The organism is Blastopirellula sp. SH421 (genome assembly GCF_057808535.1).
The window spans coordinates 5,769,248-5,792,308 of record NZ_CM173712.1; the positions used below are offsets into that span (position 1 = coordinate 5,769,248).

At 54.3% G+C, this 23,061-nt stretch carries 29 protein-coding genes; 2 read left to right on the forward strand and 27 right to left on the reverse strand.

All coding sequences use genetic code 11. The features are described 5' to 3' along the window. Positions 1-130: 130 nt before the first annotated feature. Complete coding sequence (locus tag SH421x_RS23285) at positions 131-1,327, forward strand: BtaA family protein (RefSeq protein ID WP_488852415.1); 1,197 nt, start codon at positions 131-133, stop codon at positions 1,325-1,327. Positions 1,328-1,405: 78 nt separating this feature from the next. Then, positions 1,406-2,143: a class I SAM-dependent methyltransferase gene (locus SH421x_RS23290; RefSeq protein ID WP_488852416.1), complete on the forward strand. Its 738-nt coding sequence runs from the start codon at positions 1,406-1,408 to the stop codon at positions 2,141-2,143. 36 nt (positions 2,144-2,179) lie between these two features. On the opposite strand, the gene map is transcribed toward SH421x_RS23290, so the two are convergent. From map to rpoC, 27 genes are all read right to left on the reverse strand, one after another. Then, the gene (gene map, locus SH421x_RS23295) at positions 2,180-2,959 is read right to left on the reverse strand and encodes a type I methionyl aminopeptidase (protein ID WP_488852417.1); all 780 of its coding nucleotides are present in this window, start codon (positions 2,957-2,959) and stop codon (positions 2,180-2,182) included. Positions 2,960-2,996: 37 nt separating this feature from the next. Next, the gene (locus SH421x_RS23300; protein WP_488852418.1) at positions 2,997-3,590 is read right to left on the reverse strand and encodes an adenylate kinase; all 594 of its coding nucleotides are present in this window, start codon (positions 3,588-3,590) and stop codon (positions 2,997-2,999) included. Between the two features lie 101 nt (positions 3,591-3,691). Further along, on the reverse strand, positions 3,692-5,062 hold the full coding sequence (secY, locus tag SH421x_RS23305; RefSeq protein ID WP_488852419.1) for a preprotein translocase subunit SecY: 1,371 nt from the start codon (positions 5,060-5,062) through the stop codon (positions 3,692-3,694). A gap of 120 nt (positions 5,063-5,182) precedes the next feature. Continuing rightward, complete coding sequence (gene rplO, locus SH421x_RS23310) at positions 5,183-5,683, reverse strand: 50S ribosomal protein L15 (RefSeq protein WP_488852420.1); 501 nt, start codon at positions 5,681-5,683, stop codon at positions 5,183-5,185. Beyond that, on the reverse strand, positions 5,683-6,192 hold the full coding sequence (rpsE, locus tag SH421x_RS23315) for a 30S ribosomal protein S5 (RefSeq protein ID WP_488852422.1): 510 nt from the start codon (positions 6,190-6,192) through the stop codon (positions 5,683-5,685). The genes rplO and rpsE overlap by 1 nt, the downstream gene beginning before the upstream one ends. Before the next feature lie 55 nt (positions 6,193-6,247). Then, positions 6,248-6,613: a 50S ribosomal protein L18 gene (gene rplR, locus SH421x_RS23320; protein ID WP_488852423.1), complete on the reverse strand. Its 366-nt coding sequence runs from the start codon at positions 6,611-6,613 to the stop codon at positions 6,248-6,250. Positions 6,614-6,677: 64 nt separating this feature from the next. Beyond that, positions 6,678-7,223, reverse strand: a complete 546-nt coding sequence (gene rplF, locus SH421x_RS23325) for a 50S ribosomal protein L6 (protein WP_488852424.1) — start codon at positions 7,221-7,223, stop codon at positions 6,678-6,680. Positions 7,224-7,293: 70 nt separating this feature from the next. Further along, positions 7,294-7,689 carry a 30S ribosomal protein S8 gene (rpsH, locus tag SH421x_RS23330; protein WP_488852425.1) on the reverse strand — a complete coding sequence of 132 codons (396 nt, stop codon included), beginning with the start codon at positions 7,687-7,689 and terminating at the stop codon, positions 7,294-7,296. A gap of 16 nt (positions 7,690-7,705) precedes the next feature. Further along, a complete protein-coding gene (locus SH421x_RS23335; RefSeq protein ID WP_002655461.1) occupies positions 7,706-7,891 on the reverse strand; it encodes a type Z 30S ribosomal protein S14 in 186 nt (61 codons plus the stop codon). Positions 7,892-7,939: 48 nt separating this feature from the next. Beyond that, on the reverse strand, positions 7,940-8,530 hold the full coding sequence (rplE, locus tag SH421x_RS23340) for a 50S ribosomal protein L5 (protein ID WP_488852426.1): 591 nt from the start codon (positions 8,528-8,530) through the stop codon (positions 7,940-7,942). Positions 8,531-8,588: 58 nt separating this feature from the next. Then, positions 8,589-8,957: a 50S ribosomal protein L24 gene (rplX, locus tag SH421x_RS23345; protein ID WP_488852427.1), complete on the reverse strand. Its 369-nt coding sequence runs from the start codon at positions 8,955-8,957 to the stop codon at positions 8,589-8,591. Next, positions 8,957-9,325, reverse strand: a complete 369-nt coding sequence (rplN, locus tag SH421x_RS23350) for a 50S ribosomal protein L14 (RefSeq protein WP_002655464.1) — start codon at positions 9,323-9,325, stop codon at positions 8,957-8,959. The genes rplX and rplN overlap by 1 nt, the downstream gene beginning before the upstream one ends. 43 nt (positions 9,326-9,368) lie before the next feature. Next, positions 9,369-9,680, reverse strand: coding sequence for a 30S ribosomal protein S17 (rpsQ, locus tag SH421x_RS23355; protein WP_488852428.1), 312 nt, complete (start codon positions 9,678-9,680; stop codon positions 9,369-9,371). 40 nt (positions 9,681-9,720) lie between these two features. Next, positions 9,721-9,927 carry a 50S ribosomal protein L29 gene (gene rpmC / locus SH421x_RS23360; protein WP_488852429.1) on the reverse strand — a complete coding sequence of 69 codons (207 nt, stop codon included), beginning with the start codon at positions 9,925-9,927 and terminating at the stop codon, positions 9,721-9,723. A gap of 46 nt (positions 9,928-9,973) precedes the next feature. Further along, positions 9,974-10,420 carry a 50S ribosomal protein L16 gene (gene rplP / locus SH421x_RS23365; RefSeq protein ID WP_488852430.1) on the reverse strand — a complete coding sequence of 149 codons (447 nt, stop codon included), beginning with the start codon at positions 10,418-10,420 and terminating at the stop codon, positions 9,974-9,976. Beyond that, a complete protein-coding gene (gene rpsC, locus SH421x_RS23370; RefSeq protein WP_488852431.1) occupies positions 10,350-11,072 on the reverse strand; it encodes a 30S ribosomal protein S3 in 723 nt (240 codons plus the stop codon). The genes rplP and rpsC overlap by 71 nt, the downstream gene beginning before the upstream one ends. A gap of 39 nt (positions 11,073-11,111) precedes the next feature. Then, entirely contained in the window at positions 11,112-11,465 is a 354-nt protein-coding gene (gene rplV, locus SH421x_RS23375; RefSeq protein ID WP_488852432.1) for a 50S ribosomal protein L22, read from the reverse strand. 52 nt (positions 11,466-11,517) lie between these two features. Continuing rightward, positions 11,518-11,790 (reverse strand): 30S ribosomal protein S19, encoded by a 273-nt coding sequence (gene rpsS / locus SH421x_RS23380; RefSeq protein ID WP_002655470.1) that lies wholly within the window; start codon positions 11,788-11,790, stop codon positions 11,518-11,520. Positions 11,791-11,835: 45 nt separating this feature from the next. Then, complete coding sequence (gene rplB, locus SH421x_RS23385; protein WP_488852433.1) at positions 11,836-12,696, reverse strand: 50S ribosomal protein L2; 861 nt, start codon at positions 12,694-12,696, stop codon at positions 11,836-11,838. A gap of 61 nt (positions 12,697-12,757) precedes the next feature. Further along, positions 12,758-13,069: a 50S ribosomal protein L23 gene (gene rplW, locus SH421x_RS23390; RefSeq protein WP_488852434.1), complete on the reverse strand. Its 312-nt coding sequence runs from the start codon at positions 13,067-13,069 to the stop codon at positions 12,758-12,760. A gap of 34 nt (positions 13,070-13,103) precedes the next feature. Then, positions 13,104-13,772 (reverse strand): 50S ribosomal protein L4, encoded by a 669-nt coding sequence (gene rplD, locus SH421x_RS23395; RefSeq protein WP_488852436.1) that lies wholly within the window; start codon positions 13,770-13,772, stop codon positions 13,104-13,106. A gap of 68 nt (positions 13,773-13,840) precedes the next feature. Next, positions 13,841-14,494, reverse strand: coding sequence for a 50S ribosomal protein L3 (gene rplC, locus SH421x_RS23400; protein WP_488856479.1), 654 nt, complete (start codon positions 14,492-14,494; stop codon positions 13,841-13,843). 155 nt (positions 14,495-14,649) lie between these two features. Beyond that, entirely contained in the window at positions 14,650-14,967 is a 318-nt protein-coding gene (gene rpsJ, locus SH421x_RS23405; protein WP_002655475.1) for a 30S ribosomal protein S10, read from the reverse strand. A gap of 226 nt (positions 14,968-15,193) precedes the next feature. Next, positions 15,194-17,275, reverse strand: a complete 2,082-nt coding sequence (fusA, locus tag SH421x_RS23410) for an elongation factor G (protein WP_488852437.1) — start codon at positions 17,273-17,275, stop codon at positions 15,194-15,196. A gap of 161 nt (positions 17,276-17,436) precedes the next feature. Then, positions 17,437-17,907 (reverse strand): 30S ribosomal protein S7, encoded by a 471-nt coding sequence (rpsG, locus tag SH421x_RS23415; RefSeq protein WP_488852438.1) that lies wholly within the window; start codon positions 17,905-17,907, stop codon positions 17,437-17,439. A gap of 56 nt (positions 17,908-17,963) precedes the next feature. Next, positions 17,964-18,332, reverse strand: a complete 369-nt coding sequence (rpsL, locus tag SH421x_RS23420) for a 30S ribosomal protein S12 (protein WP_002655479.1) — start codon at positions 18,330-18,332, stop codon at positions 17,964-17,966. Between the two features lie 299 nt (positions 18,333-18,631). Next, the gene (gene rpoC, locus SH421x_RS23425) at positions 18,632-23,035 is read right to left on the reverse strand and encodes a DNA-directed RNA polymerase subunit beta' (protein ID WP_488852439.1); all 4,404 of its coding nucleotides are present in this window, start codon (positions 23,033-23,035) and stop codon (positions 18,632-18,634) included. Positions 23,036-23,061: the final 26 nt, after the last annotated feature.

The window sequence follows — 23,061 nt, forward strand, 5'->3', positions numbered from 1 at the left end:
TGATCGCCGTCCGCTCTCCGCTAGAATTAGGTCGACATTTTGAAGCGCCATTCCCATCTTTAGGGAACTTCTACCGCACCGGCGGTAGCTGCAATCGGCGGATTGGGCGGCATCTCGCACGGAAAAAATCATGGCGCTCTTGAATTGGGTCCGGGGACGCGTTTTTAACCTGGTCCATCAAAATAACCTTGTTTACAACACTTGCTGGGAAGATCCGCGACTTGATCGCGTTGCTCTCGAGCTGGAGCCGCACCATAACGTGATGGTCATCACGTCGGCTGGGTGCAACGCGCTGGACTATGCGTTGGCAGGCGCCAACCATGTCTATGCGGTCGATATGAACCCACGCCAGAACGCGCTGCTGGACCTGAAAAAGGCGGCAATTCGCGAGCTGGAGTATGAAGATTTCTTCCAGATGTTTGGCACGGGCCGCTTGCCGAACTTCCAGGACGTTTACGAACGAAAGCTGCGGCATGCGTTGCCAGAATGGTCGCAGTCGTACTGGAATCGCAAGATCCGCTACTTCCGCCCCCGTAAAAAGCGAAGCTTCTACTTCCGCGGAACCTCGGGCTCGTTCGCCCGCATGATGAACATCTACATCGATCGGGTGTTACGTCTGAAGCCGCAGGTGCTAGAGCTGCTGGACGCGGCCAACATCGAAGAACAAAAAGAGATCTACGAAAGAGTGCACAAACGCCTCTGGACCAAGTCGCTGAAGTTTGCGATGAGCCGCGATACGACCTGGTCGCTGGTCGGCGTCCCCCGCGCCCAACGCGAGTACCTAGAGCAACATTACGAAAACGGCATCGTCGATTTCGTCCAAGAGAACATGCGGGCCGTCTTTGCCGAACTGCCGATCCAGGATAACTATTTCTGGCGAGTCTATATCACCGGCGAATATACGGCCAAATGCTGTCCAGAGTACCTGAAGCCCGAAAACTTCCAGCGGCTGAAAGACGATGTGATCCATCGCGTCAGCACGCACACCGACTCTGTCGAGCATTTCCTGCGAAAGCATGACGGCACGCCGATTCACCGGCTGGTTTTGCTGGACCACATGGATTGGCTGACTGGTTCGCTGCATCCATACCTCGTCTCGGAATGGCAAGCGATTTTGGATACGACCCGCGAACATGGCGCCCGCATCCTGTGGCGCAGCGGCGGAATGGACACGCAATTTGTGAACGATATTCAGGTAACCGTCGACGGCCAGAAACGGGAAGTGGGCGAACTCTTGCAATACCACCACGAAACCGCGGATAGCCTTCATTTGAAGGACCGAGTTCACACGTACGGCGTCTTCCGCATTGCGGATCTTGCCGCCTAGAACTCTGTTCTCTTCATTTCCCCAGCACGATCGTTCCGCCATTTTGGAGCGATCGTACAGCCTTTTTGACGTAGCGCCATGGGCATCGCCTCCGACCTCAAAGTTCTGTATCACCTGGCGGTCAAACCGGTTCGCGGCGCAAGCCATGCCGAACGGCTAGAAAGCTTCTACGGCGGTCAGGCCGAAGCGTACGACGACTTCCGCAAACGCCTGCTCAAGGGGCGCCAGGAGATGTACGCAGCGCTCGAGCTGCCCGCGGGAGGCGTCTGGGTCGATATGGGCGGAGGGACCGGATCGAACCTTGAATATCGCGGGGATGACATCCCCAAGATGAAGAGCGTTTACGTCGTAGATCTCGCCTCGTCATTACTCAAAGTTTGCGACGAGCGGATCAAAGCTCGCGGCTGGGATGCGGCGGCCAAGACCGTAGAAGCCGACGCGACCAAGTTCACTCCTGAAGAAGGACTGGCCGACGTCGTCACGTTTTCGTACTCGCTGACGATGATCCCCGATTGGTTCGCCGCGATGGATAACGCGCTGCGCATCCTGAAGCCTGGCGGCGTGATCGGCGTCGTCGACTTCTATGTTTCGCGAAAGTATCCGCACGAAGGCCGAACGCAACACGGCTGGTTCAATCGCAACTTTTGGCCGGTCTGGTTTTCGTCCGACAACGTCCATCCATCGGCCGACCATTTGCCCTATCTGCAGCGGCAATTTGAAACGATCACGCTCGAAGAATGCCGAGCCAAAGTCCCCTATCTGCCGCTCGTCCGCACGCCGTATTACTACTTTATCGGCCGCAAACCTGTCGCGTAGACTCGGCGATGCGACTCGATGAATCGCCATCACAAGTTAGCTCGGCGGGCCAGTAAGAACCTCAACCCCATCCGAAGTCAGCGCCAAAGTATGCTCAAAGTGGGCGCTTAGCGAACCATCACAAGTAACGACGGTCCAGTGATCTTTGGTTACTTTGGCTTCTCGTTTGCCGACATTGACCATCGGCTCGACCGCCAACACCAGGCCGGTCCTCAGCGGGAAGTCTCCCTCTTTCTGGAACCGCTTCGAGAAGTAGTTCGGCACTTGGGGAGACTCGTGCATCTCGCGGCCAATGCCGTGTCCTACAAATTCAGTCACTACCGAAAAATTAGCCGCTTCCACATACTCCTGCATCTCGCGAGCAACTTCGCTCCAGCGACTTTTTTGCGACATCTGCTCGATCGCGATCTGCAGAGCGCCTTGCGTGATCTCAAGCAGTTTCGCCGCGACCGGCGAAACCTTACCAACCGCACGCGTCACCGCCGCATCGCCGCACCAACCGTTGACTTTGCAACCAGTATCGATACTGACGATGTCTCCTTCAACCAACTGTCGAGAGCCCGGCATTCCGTGGACCACTTCATGGTTGATCGAGACGCAGGTAGCCGCCGGAAAAGGAATGACGCCCGGAACCCCCTTGAAAAGCGGGATCGCGTCATGCTTGACGAAGACGCTCTCCACGGCTGCGTCGATCTCGGCAGTTGTGACGCCGGGTTGAATAACCGCTGCGGCGGCCTGATGAGCTTCCCAGACCACAAGCCCTGCGGTTCGCATCAAAGCGATCTCGCGGGCAGATTTCAGAGTAATTGCAGACATGAAGAAGCCGAGACGGATTGAAGAAACGCTGTGCTAATTAGGCGCTGCCAGCATCCTGGCTATCACCAACGCCGTCAACAATGGCCTTGATTCGCGCGAAAACTTCAGCCGGTGTTCCCATGCCGTCAACATGACGGAGGATTCCTTTTTGCTCGTAGTAATCAAGCAGCGGCGAAGTTCGATCAAAATAGATCCGCATTCGTTTGCGGATCGTATCCGGCGTATCGTCAACACGACCTTCCTTCACCGAGCGATCCAGCAACCGACGAAATAGCTCTTCTTGGTTGACGTCCAGAGTCAGCACAAGGTTGAGATCTTTGTTTTGCTGATGCAGATAATCATCCAGCGCCATCGCCTGACCGATGGTTCGTGGGAAACCATCCAGTAGACAACCACGCTGACAATCAGAGCGATCCAGTCGCTCACCCACAATTTGCACCACAATCGGATCGGGCACCAACTGGCCATGATCCATGTGTAGGGATGCAAGCTTCCCCAGTTCGGTCCCGCGTCGCTTGGCGTCTCGTAACATATCCCCCGTAGCAACGTGAGGGATATTTAAGTATTCGACCAAGTTCTGAGACTGGGTGCCTTTGCCAACGCCAGGAGGTCCAATAAAGATTAACCGCATTATTGCATCATTGACGTGATCGACTCGATGGCAGGCCGGGCAAGGCGCGGCGTAATAGGAAGGCGGTTAACAGGGCCCGGCCGAAGCCGCAAAGCCCCAAATCACGCTTCCAACAAGCCCTTATAGTTTCTCATGACAAGGTGACTGTCAATCTTTTGCACGAGATCAAATGCGACGCTCACCGCGATAAGGAGCCCGGTGCCGCCGTAGAAACTTGCAACCATCGGACTAACGCCCATCCCAGAAGAGATTAGCGTCGGAATAATTGCAATCACAACCAGAAAGCTGGCGCCAACATAAGTAATGCGAACCATCACTTTTTCCAAATATTCCGCAGTTCGACGACCTGGACGATAGCCCGGGATGAACGAACCGAAGTTACGCAGATTGTCGGAGACATCTTTCGGATTGAAGGTGATCGCAGTCCAGAAGTAGCAGAAGAAGTAAATCATCACGATGTAGCAGAAATTGTAGAGGAACGAAGAGCCCGAGCCAAAGCTCCGAGCCAGTTCATCATAGAGCGAGTTCCCAGTCCAGCTTGCGAGCCCTTGGAAGAGGATCTGCGGAAACATCAACAAGCTGCTGGCGAAGATGATCGGCATCACGCCTGCCTGATTGATGCGTAGCGGCAGGAACTGCTTGGTGCCGCCGTAAACCTTACGACCACGAACATGCTTGGCGCTCTGAGTTGGGATCTTGCGTTGAGCCTGCGTAATGAAGACCACGCCCCCGACTACTGCAACAAATAGGACCACCAGGGTGATGATGGTTTCTAACCCGTATTTCTCTGGAGAGAAATTGTTCAGCTCAAACGTCGAGTTCTGCAAGAGGTCGAGCCCGGCCATCGGCATTTGGGCGACGATACCAGCCATAATCAAAAGACTAATCCCGTTGCCAATCCCGTACTCGTCGATCTGTTCGCCCAGCCACATCAGGAAGATCGTGCCGCAGGTCATGATCATGACCGCGACAAATTGCCAGCCTAAGGTGAGCGTTGGATTGTCTGGACTTGTCCAGAACGCAGAGTTAACGATGGTGTCTCCGCCTGCGTCGGGCAACAGCATCATTCGTACGTAGACAAAGCTTTGGATGAGACAGAGCACCACGGTTGCATAACGCGTATACTCATTGATCTTTTTCCGGCCAGTTTCTCCTTCCTTCTGCAGGTCTTCAATCGGTTTATAAACCGTCCCTAGCAGCTGGAAGATAATCGATGCCGAAATATACGGCATGATCCCTAGACCGAAAATCGTCATCTGTTGAAGACTGCTTGCGCTGAACACCGACACTTGTTGCAAAAACTGCGAAAAAGTGTCGTTCTGCTCAGCACTTTGCCGGGCGATCGCTTCTGCGTCGACCATCGGCAAAGTAATCTGCCACCCAACGCGATAAATCGCGAGCAAAAAGAGGGTGAGCAGAATTCGCTTGCGAAGTTCCGGAACAGTGAATATGACGCGGATCTTTTCCCACATGGTTCCGTATCCATTTCAACGGAACCATGATCGGGAAAATGCGTTTTCCGCCGTAGTTCCGTGCGATGCAATTGCAATGAAAGACAGCAGTATACGTCGCCGACTCGCATCGGCGATAGGTTACTTCTTTTTCGCTTCGCGAGCCGCTTTCTTTTTATCTTCCACAGGCACTTTACCTGGGATGATCACGCACGAGCCGCCAACAGCTTCAATTTTCTCTTTGGCGGAAGCACTAAAACGATGTGCTGACACCGTCAACTTCTTCGTTAAGTCGCCGTTACCAAGAACCTTGATCTCGTCATAACGACGCTTGGCCAGGCCTTTGGTCCGCAGAGCTTCCAGCGTGACTTCTTCGCCGGCGCTGAACTCGCGTTCAAGATCCGATATGTTGATCGCGGCGACCGTCAGAGCGAACTTGTTAAAGAAGCCCCGTTTCGGAACCCGACGCACAAGCGGCATGGTACCGCCCTGGAAGATCGGATTGCGAGAGTAACCGGCACGACTTTTGGCGCCCTTATGACCGCGACCGGAGGTCTTGCCATGGCCTGAGCCTGGTCCGCGACCAATCCGCTTACGTTTGCGGTTCTTTTGGATACCGCTGTGAACTTCGTTGAATTCCATTAGAGGGCGACTCCTCGCAGGCGTTGAATGTCGTCTCGAGTGCGCAACTGCTTCAGACCTTCGATCGTGGCTTTCACCAGAATGACCGGGTTGGTCGAGCCGAAGCTTTTGGTTAGTACGTCGTGGATTCCTACAGCTTCACAGACCGCGCGAACCGAAGCACCAGCAATGATACCGGTACCAGGACGAGCCGGAACCATCACTACCTTCGCGGCGCCATAACGACCAATCACCTTGTGAGGGATTGAGCCGTTGACGATATTGACAGCCGCTAGTGAGCGTTCGGCTTGCTTTACCGCTTTTTCGACGCTCGGCGGAACTTCATTCGCCTTACCGTACCCGCAACCGACTTTGCCTTTACCGTCGCCACAGACAACCATGGCGGCGAAGCTAAATCGGCGACCACCTTTGACCACGGCGGCACAACGCTTGATCTTGACGACCTTTTCTACAAAGGCGCTTTGACGGCCACCTTTGCTATCTCCGCCGCGTCGATTGTCTTTCGCCACGATTGGCTCCTTATCGCCTGAGAATCACTCAGGGAGTCGATCTGTATCTGAATTGTTAGAACTGCAGGCCAGCTTCACGCGCGGCGTCGGCCAGCGCTGCTAAGCGACCAATGTATCGAAAATGTCCGCGATCAAAGCAGACTTGTGTGACACCGGCGGCCGCAGCACGGCCAGCGATTGCTTTGCCAACCGAAGCGGCTGCATCACAGTTACCGCCTGCTGCGTCGCTTCGCAGTTCGGTGTCACGAGTCGAAGCCGAAGCCAACGTCACGCCACGCTCATCGTCAATCAGCTGACAGTAGATGTGCATGTTACTACGAAACACAGACAAGCGGGGGCGTTCAGCCGTTCCGCGGACTTTTTTTCGATTGTGACGACGACGACGAAGTCGTTGCTTATTAATGAATTTTTCGTGATTCACGCTACGTTTCTCTCCTCGCTGGGACCAAGCCCTGCGGCAGGCCATGCGATCATAAACGCGTTAATTATTTGGAAGCAGCCTTACCAGGCTTCAACTTGATTTGCTCGCCTTGGTATCGCACGCCTTTGCCCTTGTAAGGCTCTGGCTTGCGTGCCGAGCGGCATTCGGCGGCGAACTGCCCAACGCGCTGCTTATCAATTCCTTTAACCAGAATATGAGTCTGATCCGGACAGGTTACTGTCAAATCGGTCGGGATCTTTTTATGGATCTCGTTGGCGTAACCTACCCGCATTTGCAGAACGTCCCCTGCGATTGCGGCCAAATAGCCGACGCCCACGATTTCGAGACGCTTCTCGTAACCTTTGGAGACGCCTTCAAGCATATTAGCGACCAAGGCGCGGGTCAGACCATGGAAGGCCTTCGATTCGCGCGAATCGCCAACAGCTGCGACAACAACATCGTTGTTATCGGAATTGACCGTAACGGACACCTCGGGACGATGCTCATAAGAGAGCTTACCCAACGGGCCTTCTACGTTGATTACGCGATCGGTAACCGAGATGGTTACTTTCTCGGGAATCGCAACTGGTTTTTTGCCGAGTCGTGACATCGGAAGGATAATCCTGTTTCGTCAGTGGGTCCCGCTAATACGGGTGACCCTGAAGTTGGCAGCGCGTCGCTTACCAAATCTCACATAAAATTTCGCCGCCGACATTCTTTTGTCGGGCTTCGCGATCGCTTATTACGCCTTGGCTCGTGCTAATTACACTGATGCCTAGGCCGTCGAGGACGGGTCGCAGGTCGCGGCTCTTCGTATAAATACGTCGCCCCGGCTTGCTAACGCGTTTGATCGTTTGGATCACGCGTTCACCGTTCGGACCATATTTTAACTCGAGCCGGATTTGATTGGCCGGTTCGGCCTCAACCTCTTCCCAGTCCCAAATGTAGCCTTCGCGCTTCAGCACGTCAGCCACACCTTGTTTGACCTTCGAAGAAGGCATTTCGACGTGCGGGTGTTCAACGCGAACCGCATTGCGGATACGTGTTAGCATGTCGGCGATCGGGTCAGTCATCATCGTCTATGGGTCCCCTTTACCAGCTCGCCTTGCGGAGTCCAGGAATCAAGCCGCGGTCGGCCAATTTGCGGATGCAAATACGGCAGACCCCAAACTTGCGATAGACGGCGCGCGGCCGGCCGCACAGATTGCAACGCCGTTCGCTACGCGAGGAGAACTTAGGCTCCCGCTTCGCTTTTGCGATTTTGGATTTGCTCGCCACGGTACTCTACCTGTGTGGATGAAAATATCTTTTTCGATTTCCGAAACCTTAGCGACGAACGCCTTGCTTCGACTTCTTCTTGGTTTTACGCTTCGCTTCTTTCGAGAACGGAAGTCCCAAGAGCGATAACAGCTCCAGAGATTCTTCATCACTCTTCGTCGAACAGACGAAAGTAATGTCCATTCCTTGCGGACGCGTGTACTTGTCCGGGTTCAATTCCGGGAACACCAGTTGTTCACTGATGCCCATTGTGTAGTTTCCATTGCCGTCAAAGCATTTTGGGCTGATGCCGCGAAAGTCGCGAACCTGTGGAAGAGCCAAGGAAATCAGGCGGTCCAAAAATTCGTACATTCGTTGGCGACGCAAGGTAACCTTGCACCCAATTGGCATTCCTTCGCGGAGGCGAAAGTTTGCGATGCTTTTACGAGCTCGACAAATCAACGGACGCTGGCCAGTAAATTCGGCCATCGCCGAGACTGCCTCGTCGACGTGCTTCTTTTCCGAGACGGCAGTACCGACGCCCATATTGACGACGATCTTCTGCAACCGGGGAAGCGACAGTCGATTGGTGCGACCAAGCTTCTCCGCAAGTGCTTCTAGCACTTCGTTCTCGAACTTTTCTTGTAAACGGGGTTTCATCGTTTACTCTTTCCCTTCGCGGCTGCGAAGGCACATGTATCAGTGGATAAATTTACGACTAACTAGCTGGTTTCCGGGCCGGGGCGATTTCGCCCTGGTCGGCGTTACACTTCTTACAGAAGCGAACTTTAACGCCGGAATCAAGCTGCTTGACTCCCAAACGCGAACGTTGTCCGCAAGCGTTACAAACGTACATAACGTTTGACATCTGAATCGGAGCTTCTCGCAGCAGCCGACCACCTTGCGGATTGCGTGGCGAAGGCTTCACGTGCTTGTACATTTTATTGATGCCTTCGACGACTAGCTTGCCAGTCGAGGGAAGCACCTTCAGCACTTTACCTTGGCGTACGTATTCTGCGCCTTTGGCTGGCTTCGAGCGATGTTCGCCGGAGATGATCTCAACTCGATCATTCACTTTAATAAGCATTACAGCACCTCGTTTGCCAGGCTGACGATACGCATGAATTTCTTTTCTCGCAGTTCACGGGCAACCGCTCCGAAGATGCGAGTACCACGTGGGTTACCGTCTTTATCGACGATCACCACCGCGTTGCTATCAAAGCGGATGTAGCTGCCGTCAGCGCGACGCGTCGGTTTTTTGACGCGTACGATTACGGCTCGCACTACCGCCTTTTTCTTTACGTCGGCGCCGGCAATCACTTCCTTCACCGAGCAAATGATGACATCACCTAGGCCAGCGGTCCGCTTACGCGTTCCACCCAGAACCTTAATGCACATCACTTGCTTGGCGCCGGTATTGTCAGCGACAGAAAGTCTGGTTTCTTGTTGGATCATGACTGTTTCGTCCTACTACCCGCTTGCTTGCGGCAGCTATGCCTTACGAATCGCTCGCCAGATTTTCAGCCGCTTGCTCTCGGGCAGCTTTCAGGGCGGCGACATCGACGTCTCGGCTCTTTTCAATGATACGAACGAGCGCCCAACGCTTTGTCTTCGACAGCGGCCGGCTCTCGATAATTTCGACCATGTCGCCCATACCCGACTCGTTGTTCTCGTCGTGGACATGACAGACCATGCGGCGGGAGTAGTACTTTCCGTACAACGGATGACGCAAACGACGAGTGATTTCGACGCGACGCGTCTTATCCATCTTGTCGCTGGTCACTTTCCCTGCCAAAACTTTTTTGGGCATCGTATCTAATTCCGAAGCTGAATGGTTGACGACCCGAACACTAGCTCGCCGATGCGGCGGATCGAGTTCGTTCGTTTTGAATCGTTTTAATACGGGCGATCAGGCGACGGCGACGAAGCAACTCGGTGGGAGCGTCTAGTCGTTCGGTCTGAGCCTGCATCCTTAAGCGAAAGATCGATTCGGCCGCGTCCTTCAAGGTCGCTTCCAATTGATCGTCGCTCATTTCCCGCAGTTCGTTCGCTTTCATCGTTCTCTACTCTATGGTTAGCTAAAGGTCTTTAGCTGGAGCCAAACTAGGCGTCGCCGGCAGTCGTCAAGTCCGGACGCTTCCGAACGAAGCGACAACGAACAGGCATCTTGTGAGCCACGCGAGCCAAACAAATGCGCGCTTGCTCTTCAGTTACGCCGGACAACTCGTACAAAACGGTGCCTGGCTTTACGACGGCAGCCCAGTAATCGACTTCGCCCTTACCCTTACCCATACGAGTTTCGAGAGGCGTTGAAGTTACTGACTTTTGCGGAAAAATCCGAATAAACAAGCGACCGATACCGCGAACATATTGTTGAGCAGCGATACGACCGGCTTCGATCGTGGCAGCTTTAATATACCCAGCTTGAGTCGTCTGAAGACCGTAATCGCCTAGCTCCACGGTGTTACCGCGGGTAGCGTTACCTCTTATACGCCTTCTTTGACTTTTTCGGTGCTTGACCCTCCGCGGCATTCGCGACATCGGATTCATTCTCCTCGTAAAAACCGTTGTTTATCCAAACCTGGACCCCGATGTGTCCCTGCGCTGTTTTTGCTTCGGTGAAGCCATAGTCGATCTTCGCACGGATCGTCGACAACGGAATCGAGCCTTGGATCGCTTTTTCGCGACGGGCCATTTCAGCCCCGCCTAAGCGACCTGCCAGTTGCACCTTAATGCCTCGGGCGCCAGCTTCCATCGTCGATTCCAAAGCACGTTTCATCGTGCGGCGGAAGCTCGAACGCTTCGCAAGCTGATCGGCTATATCTTCCGCCACCAGTTGAGCACGCAGCTCGGGGCGACCGATTTCCTCGATCTTCATGTTGATGCGGCGGCCGACGAGATTCTGCAGTTCTTCCTGCAGCTTCTCGACTTCTTGCCCCTTCTGACCAATGATCAGACCAGGCCGAGCCACAAACAACGTAACTTTGACTTCGTCGCGAGTTCGATCAATCTCGATCCGATCGATCCCTGCGTTTCGGTATTTCAGCCGAATTTTTTCATCCGGGTGACCGCCGATGAACTTGCGAATTCGCTGATCTTCAAACAGCAAATCAGCATAGTCCTTTTTGGACGCGAACCAGCGGCTTTTCCACCCCTGCATCACGCCTGTACGGAAACAAATCGGATTAACTTTTTGACCCATGCGTCAATATCCTGGTCGAAAACTTAAACGGCGAGCCGCTTAGATTTCGATCTCCTCCAAGGTGACGTGAATATGACTGGTACGCTTCAGAATCGGGTAGGCCGTTCCGCGTGCCCGAGGGCGAAAGCGTTTAATAATCGGCCCGCCGTCAACTCGTGCTTCAGCAACAATCAAGTTGTCTTGCTTCAGCGACTGACCGCGACTCTGACTGACGTCCTGAGCGTTACCCAGGGCGCTTTGAATGACCTTCTCTAACATCCGTGCTCCGCGGTGCGGTTGATAACGCAGGATGTCGAGCGCCTCATCGGCAAACTTGCCCCGCACCAGGTCCGCGAGCGGACGCACCTTGCGGGCGCTGATGCGAGCCAGCCGGTGGGATGCTTTAAATGCCATGACGATTCTCCGAAAAACCTTCGCCTTTGCGAAGTTTGCACTGGTCTACGTGTTATTTCTTCTTCTTGTCAGAACCGTGACCACGGAAGGTACGAGTCGGGCTAAATTCACCCAACTTGTGGCCGACCATGTCTTCCGTCACGTATACCTTCAAGTGCGCCTTGCCATTGTGAACCATGAAGGTGTGCCCGATAAACTCCGGCACAATCGTGCAGGCTCGAGCCCAAGTCTTGATGGGGTCTTTGCGGCCGGTGTCTTCCATCTTCTGCACTTTGAAGTACAGCTTCGGTTCGACGTAGGGGCCTTTTTTCTGTGATCGACTCATATGTAGGTCTCGTTAGGCGATATCTGCTTTCGCGATCTGCACAGCTTACTTGATCAACTTCAAGACGCCGTACCGACGAGAACGACGGCGACGAATGATCGCCTTGTTCGAAGCCTTTTTCTTGTGACGTGTGTGGCCACCCTTGGTCGGCTTGCCTTGCGGCGTCACCGGGTGACGTCCACCCTTGGTTCGACCTTCACCACCACCGTGCGGGTGATCGACCGGGTTCATCGCAGTACCGCGAACGTGCGGACGACGACCCAACCAACGTTTACGGCCAGCTTTCCCGAGCACGACTTTTTCGTGTTCCGGATTGCTAACCTTCCCGATCGTGGCGCGGCATCCGGCCGGAACGCGACGAATTTCACCGCTGGGCAAAGATAACTGTGCCCAATCGGCTTCGCACGCCATCAAAGTGGCGCTGGAACCAGCACTGCGGCACATCGTACCGCCGCTACCTGGCGCCATCTCGATATTGTGAACGGTTGTACCGGCCGGAATTTTGTTCATCGGCAGGCAATTGCCAACGGTCGGAGGCGCTTGCGGCCCGCTCATCACCATTTGGCCAGCGACCAAACCATCTGGAGCGAGGATATAACGCTTTTCACCGTCAGTGTAATGCAACAAGGCAATACGTCCCGAGCGGTTCGGATCGTATTGAACCGAATCGACCTTGGCGGCGACGCCATCTTTGGAGCGGCGGAAGTCAATCACGCGATAACGTCGCTTATGACCACCACCACGATGACGAACCGTGATCTTGCCTTGATTGTTGCGACCGCCATTCTTCGTCAATTTGCGAAGCAGGCTTTTCTCTGGCTGGGCGCCCTTCGTCAATTCGGCGAAGTCACTGACCGACGCGTTTCGGCGTCCAGCAGAGGTCGGTTTGTATTTGCGAATTCCCATTGTCTTTTATCTCGTTGGCTGAACAGGCTTGAAAGCCATGTCGCTCGTCATGATGAACGGTTTAGAAGAAGTCGATACGATGCTCGTCGTCGAGCGTCACCAAAGCCTTCTTCCAGGCCTTCGTCATGCCGTTACGAAATTTGTAACGGCGAGTCTTTCCTTTTCGCGTTTGCGTGCGGACCTTAGCGACCTTCACTTCAAAGAGCGTTTCGACGGCATGTCGAATGTCTTCTTTGGTCGCCTGAGGACTCACTTCAAACGTGTATTGATTCTGTTCTGTCGAACACTCAACACCTTTTTCGGTGACGAGCGGACGAATGAGGACCTGATGTGGATCCAACGTCAGTTTTGAATTGTTCGTGGTCGTAGCCATTGCGGCCTCTGCGTGCTAACGAAGCTGAATCTTGTTACTCGGCTGAATCGTCACTTGACGCTTTGGCGGCTTTCGCCTGGGCAGCCTTCTCTTTGATCGCATCCAAGGCGGACTTGGTAATCACCAAACGCTTCGGGGACAGGATCTTCAATGCGTTCAGCTCCGAAACAGGGCTGACCGTTACTTTTTCAATATTGCGTGCGCTCTTGTAGACCTTTTCGTCCAAGCTCGCGATCGTGATCAGGGTCGATCCGCCGTAAACCTTCAAGGCCTTCAGCGTGTTGGCCATTGCTTTGGTTTTCACCTCAGCCAGAGCCAACTCGTTTAAAATCAGCACTTGCCCGCTTTGAATCTTCGAGGCGAAGGCCATGCGAGTAGCCAACTGCAACGCTTTGCGATTCAATCGGTACGAATAGTCACGAGGACGCTTCGCATGAATGTGACCGCCGCCGCGTCGCACGCCGCTACGCTTGTGACCAGCACGTGCATTACCGGTTCCCTTTTGACGATACATCTTTTTCGTCGAACCAGCGACTTCGCCGCGGGTTTTCGATCGATGCGTACCCTGTCGCAGGTTAGCCTGGTACATCACTACCGCGTCGTGCAGCAATTGCTTGCTGATTCGCGGGGCGATATCGGTTAGCTCGATGTCGTAGCTACCGACTTTTTCGCCAGCAGTATCATAAATGGGCAAACTTGGCATGTCTCGTGACTCTTCTAGGTTTCGCTGGATCTCGTCGGCTGATCTTAGCCGGTAACGCGACCGGAAACTTAAACCATGTTCGTTGCTTTGACGACGACAAAGCCGCCGTTCGGACCAGGCGCCGCACCGTAGACGAGAATCAGATTGTTCTCTTCGTCTACCTTCACGACCTTCACGTTCCGCTGTGTAACTTTTGCGTTGCCATACTGACCCGACATGTTCAAACCTTTGAACGTGCGACTTGGGTAAGCAGAACAACCAGTACCGCCGGTGTGACGATGTACTTTCTTTACGCCGTGCGTAGCTCGCTGACCAGCAAAGTTGTGACGCTTCATCACACCCGCATAACCGCGACCCTTGCTGGTGCCGACGATATCAACGGCCTTCACTTCCGCCAACACGCCAACCTTCACTTCTTGGCCGATCTCAAAACCATCGGTCGAACCACGCAATTCGCGAACGAATCGCTTGGGCTCACAGTCCGGCTTGGCGGCCGGCTCGACACCGGCGGCAGCGAGCTTTTTGGCGCGTTTACTGGAGAGAGCGGCGATTTGACCACGTTCGCTACGATTGGCAAGACGGCGAGGCTTATCATCAAAGCCCAACTGCACTGCTTCGTAGCCATCGCGCTCCTGCGTTTTCAGCTGGAGCACGTGACACGGACCTGCTTCAATAACCGTCACCGGGATGATGTTGCCAGATTCATCAAAAATCTGGGTCATCCCGACCTTACGGCCGAGTATGCCTTTTGTCATTTTTCGTATCTCTATGTGGTCTGTCGCCTTGCCTGCCAGGATCGACCTGTCGGTCGATTACCCGAGAGGCTTCCAGCCATGCAGATACATCCAGGTAAAAATATGAATGGAAACCATCGCAACTATCGCGAGGTAGCTTTAATCTTGATATCGACACCAGCCGGAAGATTCAGCTTGTTCAAAGCTTCGATCGTCTTAGCCGTCGCTTGCACAATATCAATCAGACGCTTGTGCGTGCGAATCTCAAACTGCTGACGAGCCTTCTTATCAACGTGCGGACCCGACAGAACGGTGTAGCGCTCAATGCGTGTCGGCAACGGAATCGGTCCATGTACTTCGGAATGCGTTCGCTTGGCGGTATCTACGATTTCTAGAGCACTCTGATCAAGGATCGAGTGGTCGTAGGCTTCCATCCGAATGCGAATAACTTCTTGGGCCACGGAACCATTTCCTTCGCTGCAAAGCTCGACTCTCGTCGAGTGAATCTCTCTTTAAGCATCCCAGCGAGTAACTGGGAAACCGCCAATCTTAAAAATTGCGGGGCTCGTCGTCAATGGGCGGCGAGCGGTTTGGCGATGAATTTCATCCGAAAAGCAAAAACTCATCTTCCCACTGGGGAAATCTCGTCGCTAGCGACGACTAACACAGCCCTGATGGGGCCCTAAACTACATCAAAAACGTGTTGGCGACTTCCTGGGGAGCGGCCGCATATTTGAGCGGCTCCATCGAAGAACTAGCCCGACCTTGGCTTAAACTCCGCATGGCGCTTGAATATCCAAACAATTCAGCCAGCGGAGCATGTGCCTCAATCAGCGCCTCACCGCTGCGGTTTTCCGTTTTTGCGATTTCTCCGCGGCGTTTCATAATATCGCCGACAAAATCTCCCAAATTTTCCTCCGGCGTGATGATTTGAAGCTTCATAATTGGCTCCAACAGCACCGGCTTGGCCATTCTCATCGCTTTTTCGAAAGCATCGCCGGCCGCAATTGCGAACGCCGTCTCGGTGGATCCAACCTCGGCCGCTTCGCCCCCTAGAACCGTGATCCGAATGTCGCCGAGAGGAAATCCGCCGATAATCCCGCCGCCAGCGCCGCGCTGCCGCAGCTCCTCCATGGCGGCTTCGACCATGCTGTTTGGCACGTTATCTGGATTACACTTATTCACCACCACCACCGGCTGCGACGAGCCATCCACGTGCTCTAGCTGAATCGTCACCTTGGCGAACAACTGCTGCCCGCCGATCATGCGATGACATTCGCCGGTCACTTTCGCCGTTCCACCCACTGTCTCACGGTAACTAACGCGGGGCTTGTGGACTTTCACATTGAGCTTGAAATCACGCAGCAAACGATGACGAATCACCTCCAAATGAAGCTCGCCCATGCCGCTGATAATCGTTTGGCCGGTGTCGGCGCTCTCAGTCGCGCGGAAGGTCGGATCTTGCCGCTTCATCATCTCTAGCGTGTCGTGCAGCTTGTCACGTTCGGCCGAAGACTCAGGCTCAATCGCCATCGCGATCACGGTCTCTGGAAACTCGATCGACTCTAGCAAAATCGGGGACTTCGTATCGCACAACGTATCGCCGGTCACCGAATGACGCAGCCCAATCACGCCGACAATATCGCCAGCTCCGGCAGTCTCGACCTGGTCTTTACGTGATGCCTGAATATGCCAGAGCTGAGCGCAGTTCTCTTTGAGATCTTGCCCTGGATTCAGCAACCGCGAGTTTTGCTTGAGCGTGCCGGAGTAAATTCGCACCCACGTCATGTCGCCATGCTTGGCAGGCAAAATCTTGAAGACCAAGCCGCAAAATGGCTCATCCGGCTCCGGTTTACGCGACTCCTTTGCATCTTTCTTGCTGGGGTTCGTCCCTTCAACCGGAGGAATGTCTTGCGGACTTGGTAGATAATAAGTGACTGCGTCGAGCACAGGCTGCACGCCGATTCCATCCAGAGCCGAGCCGCACAAGACGGGCTGAATCAATCGGGCCAATGTCGCCTGACGCAAGGTCTTGCGTATCAGAGCGGCCGGTATCGGCTCTTCCGCCAAGCTCAACTCCATCAGCTCTTCACTTAGATCGTAGAGCGGCTCCAGCATTTTATCGCGCCACTCTTGCGCGCGTTCGATCTGATCTTCTGGAATCTCCGCCAACTGCACCCGCGGAGGCGAGACATCATTGTCGAACGTCAGAAGCTTCATCTCGACGAGATCGATCACGCCGCGAAATGCGTTGGCCAAATGGGGAGGTCCGCTGCCAATCGGAATCTGAATTGCTACGGGATTCGCTTTCAGGCGATTTTTAATCTCGGCGAGGGTTCCCTCAAAATTGGCGCCCTCACGATCCATTTTGTTGATGAATGCAAACCGAGGAACCTTATAGCGATTCGCCTGACGCCAAACAGTTTCGCTCTGCGCTTCGACTCCTTCACGCGCACTGAATACGACCACACCGCCATCGAGAACGCGAAGACAGCGCTCCACCTCTGCGGTGAAATCGACGTGACCTGGGGTGTCGATCAAGTTGACGACGTGCCCTTTCCACTGAAATGTAACGCACGCCGAGTAGATCGTGATCCCACGCTCCTGCTCTTCTTCGTCAAAGTCCGTGGTGGTCGTCCCCTTATCCACTGCACCGACGCGATGCGACTCGCCGGAGTAGTAGAGCATCCGCTCAGTAACGGTCGTCTTGCCCGCATCGATATGGGCAATCACCCCGATGTTGCGAATTGTCTCAAGCTTGCGGTTCATGTCTCTTGTCTCTGGGCAGCGCGTATCGTGGAGAATCAGTCATTTTTGACTTCGCGACGGCGAACGGCTACCCCCTTTCACGCAAAGAAGAGGGGTTCGCTGCGCGCATAAAAAAAACCGCGCCGATCATAACCGGCGCGGTTTTGAATATTAAGTCGCAATTACCAAGCGAAGTGGGCGAAAGCCTTGTTAGCGTCAGCCATGCGATGGACGTTTTCACGACGCGTAACCGCAGCGCCTTCGCGGTTGTACGCAGCGAACAGTTCATCCGCGAGCTTCAAGTGAGTCGGACGACCCTTCTTGTCGCGAACGGCCAGCAGCAACCAGCGAATCGCGAGCGATTGCTGGCGAGTGCGATTGACCTGCATCGGCACCTGGTAGGCGGCGCCACCAACTCGCTTCGAACGGACTTCGATATGCGGCTTCACATTCTCGATTGCCTGCGTGAAGATATCTAGCGGCTCGACATCGGGAGCCTTCTTCTTCAGTTCTTCGAGAGCATTGTAAAACACGTTCTGAGCGACGGTTTTTTTGCCATCGTGCATCAAGCAATTGATGAACTTGCTGGCCAGCAGCGACCCGTATCGCGGATCGGGCTTCAATGTTTCGCGGCTGGCGGTAATCCGGGCCATGTTTCTTTCCTAAGCGTATGTACGGGGCCGTAGCCCTCGGTGTGGACTGTAGAGCGTTAGCTCTTCTTGGCGCCGTAACGGCTGCGAGACTGCTTACGACCGTTCACGCCCAGGGCGTCGAGCGAGCCGCGGACAACTTGGTAACGAACGCCCGGCAAGTCGCGGACACGTCCACCACGCACGAGCACGATCGAGTGCTCCTGCAGGCTATGACCTTCGCCCGGAATGTACACGGTGACTTCTTTGCCGTTCGACAAGCGAACGCGGCAAATTTTGCGAAGAGCCGAGTTGGGCTTCTTCGGGGTCATCGTGCGTACCTGAAGGCAAACGCCTCGCTTTTGCGGGCACTTTTCAAGCACCGGCGACTTCGAGAACTTGCGCTTCTTTTTGCGCGGCCGCCGAATCAACTGATTAATCGTGGGCATCGAAAGTCCGTATGGCTGCTACTATTTGAGCAATTGAGTGCAGTGGAAACCAATCAAAATACCGAATTGACGGCGACTGTCAAGCCGTGAGAGACCAAACAGTTCGTTCAAAAGCCGCAGGATCGGTCAAAAAAGGATCGGCACGCTTGCTAGAAGGTAATCTAACTGCATGCACCAAAGCTGTTTTCTTTGATTGGCAAAATGAGAAAGTCGCGACGCGCGATTTTCCCCCTCGTCTCTAATTTGCATGATCCGCCAGAAATCGGCGAATCATGCGGTTTACTTTTTAACCAACCTGCTTAGTCGTCGAGATTCTCATCACCGCCCAAATCGGACGGATCGAAAATTGTCGGCTCGGCGGGGACCGGACCTGGACTCGGGCTTGGGTTGCTCGGCGGAAGCTGACCTCCCCCCAGGAGGTTGTCCAACGCTGATGGCGTATTGGCGGCGCCTTCGTCCATCAGCAGTGGGAAGCTCTCTTCGCGGGTTTGTTCGCGTCGGAAGTTTTGAGCCATTTCGGCCAACGCTTCTGGATTGATGCGAACTTCGGCCTCTTGGAAGCTGCGGAAACCGGTACCTGCTGGGATCAAGTGCCCCAGGATCACATTTTCCTTCAACCCGACCAAATGGTCGACCTTGCCCCCCAGAGCGGCCTCGGTCAAAACCTTGGTCGTTTCCTGGAAGCTCGCCGCCGAGATAAAGCTGGAGCTCTGTACAGACGCCTTGGTGATCCCGAGCAGCTGCGTCGCCGCAGTTGCCGGTTTCGGCCGTGAGCCCTTGGCTGGCTTGCCGCCGAGAGCTTCGATCTGTGCGTTCTCTTGCTCCAATGCATCCTTTGGCACGATCATGCCTTCGCCAAACTGCTGGCTGTCGCCGGGATCGCTGACCTTCAAGCATTTGGCGAGATGTTCATTGGCCGAGCGGAAGTCGACCTTGTCCATCACCAACCCCGGTAGCAAGGTCGTGTCGCCAGGCTTATCGACCATCACCTTACGCAGCATGCGTGCGACGATGATTTCGATGTGCTTGTCATTGATTTCGACCCGCTGGCTGCGATAAACCCCTTGGATTTCGTGAAGCAGGTACTGTTGCACCGCTTCTTCGCCAGAGATCCGCAAAATATCGTGCGGCACAAGCGGGCCGTCAATCAGCGATTGACCAGCACGGACAATGTCGCCGGTGTGAACCAGAAAACGCTTACCGTGCGGAACCAAGTGTTCACGTTCAACCCCGGTCTCGTTGCGAACGATGATCGTACGTTTTCCACGTTTCTTTTCACCGAGGATTTCGACGACGCCGTCGATTTCGGCCATAACGGCCGGATCTTTCGGCTTGCGAGCTTCGAAAATTTCGGTGACTCGCGGCAGACCGCCGGTGATGTCTTTAATACCACCTGATTCGCGTGGCGTATTCGCAATCACCGTACCGGCGGTGATCACGCGACCTTCGTCGACTTCGATGTTCGCCTTCTCTGGCATGTAGTAAACGTCGAGCGGCTTGCCGTCTTCATCTTCGACCACCAACTGCGGATGCAAATCACCCTTATGCTCGGTGATCGTACGACGAATCGTACCGCTGGTATCGCGGTCCAGACGCATCGTTTCGCCTTCGACGATGTCTTCGTACCGGACTTTACCACTCACTTCCGACAAGATCGGAATCGCGTGCGGGTTCCAAGTACAAAGGATGGCGCCTGTAGCGACTTCGTCGTTTTCTTCAACATCCAAGATGGCGCCGGTTGGAACCGAGTGGCTCTCGATTTCACGCCCCTTGTTGTCGACGATCGCGATTTCACCATTGCGAGTCAGCACGACGTTTTTACCTTCGTCGTTTTTCGCCAAGCGGAGACGTGTGAACTTGACGATACCGCCGCGGGTCGAACGCTTTTCGTGTTCTTCCGTATCGGTAACCGCCACACCACCGATATGGAACGTACGCATCGTCAACTGCGTACCCGGTTCACCAATCGACTGGGCAGCGATGATACCTACAGCCATACCTTCCTCGACCATCGAACCTGACGACATGTCCATGCCGTAACAAGCTTTACAAGTACCGAGGAACGCATCGCAGGTCATTGGGCTGCGAACCTGAATTTTCTCCAGGCCAAGCTTTTCGATCCGGCGAGCTGTTTCGAGCGAGATCATTTCGTTTTCACGAACGATCAGTTCGTCGGTAATCGGGTGAACAATGCTCTGACGACTAACGCGACCATTGATCGCATCAGCCAAAGAGACTTCCACCTTTTCCCCACGATAAATCACGCCCTTGGTAATGCCCTGGGTCGTTTCGCAGTCGTCCATCGTGATCACGACGTTTTGTGCGACGTCCGCCAGCTTACGGGTCAGGTAACCAGAGTCCGCCGTCTTCAACGCCGTATCGGCCAAACCCTTTCGGGCGCCGTGCGTCGAAGAGAAGTACTCTAGTACCGTCAAACCTTCGCGGAAATTGGACTTAATTGGGGTTTCGATGATTTCGCCTGACGGCTTGGCCATCAAACCACGCATCCCGGAAAGCTGACGAATTTGTTCCGTACCACCACGAGCACCAGAGTCGGCCATCAGATACACCGGGTTGATGTAGCCGAGACCGCCGCGGTCATCGTTCTTCATCGCTTCCATCATCTCGGCAGTAATCTGCTCTCGGGCATGAGTCCATGCGTCGAGCACCTGATTCTTGCGCTCTTTGTCGGTGATGATACCGCGATCGTATTGCTTCTTAAACTTCGCCGCCTTCTTATCGGCTTCGGCGATAATTTTCGGCTTCGAATCTGGCGTCACCAAGTCGTCCGTCGCGAATGACAAACCGCTACGGGTGCTTTCGCGGAACCCAAGCTGATTCATATCGTCCAACAGTTCGATCGTAGCGCGACGTCCAAGACGCTGATAACAATCCGAGATCACCTTCGACAGTTCACTCGATCCGAGCGAATAATTGTAGAAGTCCATCCCGTTCGGCAGCATGTCGTTAAACAAAATGCGACCGTAGGTCGTTTCGATTTGGCTGCCGTGCTTGCCGTCTTCATCTTCCGACTTCAGACGTTGTCCTTTCGGCAGGCGTACTTTGATTTTGGCGTGTAGATCGATAACACCTTGGCTGAAAGCGTAGTCCGCTTCCGCCGTCGACGAGAACGACATTCCTTCGCCGGGACGATTGGGAAGCGTAATCGTGATGAAGTTACAACCCATCACGACGTCCTGCGAAGGGCTCATGATCGGCTTGCCATTCGAGGGCGCGAAAATGTTGTTGGTCGACAACATCAAGGTGTGCGCTTCGACTTGAGCTTCGATCGAGAGCGGCAAGTGCACCGCCATCTGGTCACCGTCGAAGTCGGCGTTAAAGCCCTTGCAAACCAGCGGATGCAGGTGAATCGCGTTGCCTTCGACAAGAATCGGCTCAAACGCCTGAATCCCCATGCGGTGCAACGTGGGAGCACGGTTCAGCATGACCGGGTGATTCTGAATCACCGATTCCAAGATATCCCATACTTCTTCGTCCTTCCGCTCGAGCATCTTTTTGGCGCTCTTGATCGTGTCGGCATGACCGAGCACTTTCAACTTGCGGATGATGAACGGTTGGTAAAGTTCCAGCGCGATCTTCTTGGGCAGTCCGCATTGATGCAGCTTCATCCGCGGACCAACCACGATCACGCTTCGAGCCGAGTAGTCAACGCGTTTGCCGAGCAGGTTTTCGCGGAAGCGTCCCTGCTTACCCTTGATCATGTCCGTCAGCGATTTCAGCGGACGATTGCTGCTGCCGAGCACCGGGCGTTTACAGCGGTTATTGTCAAACAGCGCGTCGACGGATTGCTGCAACATTCGCTTTTCGTTGCGAATGATGACTTCAGGCGCATTCAGGTCGACCAACTTCCGCAAACGGTTGTTGCGATTGATGATGCGGCGGTAAAGATCGTTCAAGTCGCTGGTTGCGAAGTTGCCCGAATCGAGCAACACCAAGGGACGCAAGTCGGGCGGAATGACCGGAATCACGTCCAGCACCATCCACTCAGGCTTGTTGTCGCTGTCTCGAATCGACTCGACAATCTTCAATCGATTGGTGAGATCTTTTTTCTTTTGCTTGGAACCTGTCTCAATCATCTCTTTGCGGAGATCAATCGAGAGCTGAACCAAATCGAGAGAGCCTAGCAGCTTGCGAACCGCTTCGGCGCCCATATCGGCATCGAACGATCCTTCGCCATATTGCTCGCGGGCCTGACGAAATTCTTCTTCGGTCAGAGTTTGAAACTTGGCTAGTTCAGTCGTACCGGGATCGATGACGACATAGTCTTGAAAATAGATCACCTTTTCCAAGCTCGAGGTCTTCATCGCCAACAGGTTACCCAGCCGGCTCGGCATCGCCTTGAAGAACCAAATGTGAACGATCGGTGCGGCCAGCTCAATATGGCCCATGCGCTTGCGACGCACGCGGCTGTGGGTGATTTTCACACCACAGCGATCGCAGATCATCCCCTTGTACTTCATGCCGCGGTACTTGCCGCACGAGCACTCCCAGTCTTTTTCTGGGCCGAAGATGCGTTCGCAAAATAGCCCGTCTTTTTCAGGACGGTAAGTGCGGTAATTGATCGTTTCCGGCTTCTTCACTTCGCCGAACGACCAGCTGCGGATGTCGTGCGGACGCGCCAGGCTGATCTTTACCGCGGTGTAGTCGTTAATCCGATCATACGAGCCTTCAAGAATGCTCATGTGCCTGTGCTCCTTGATGTGATCGC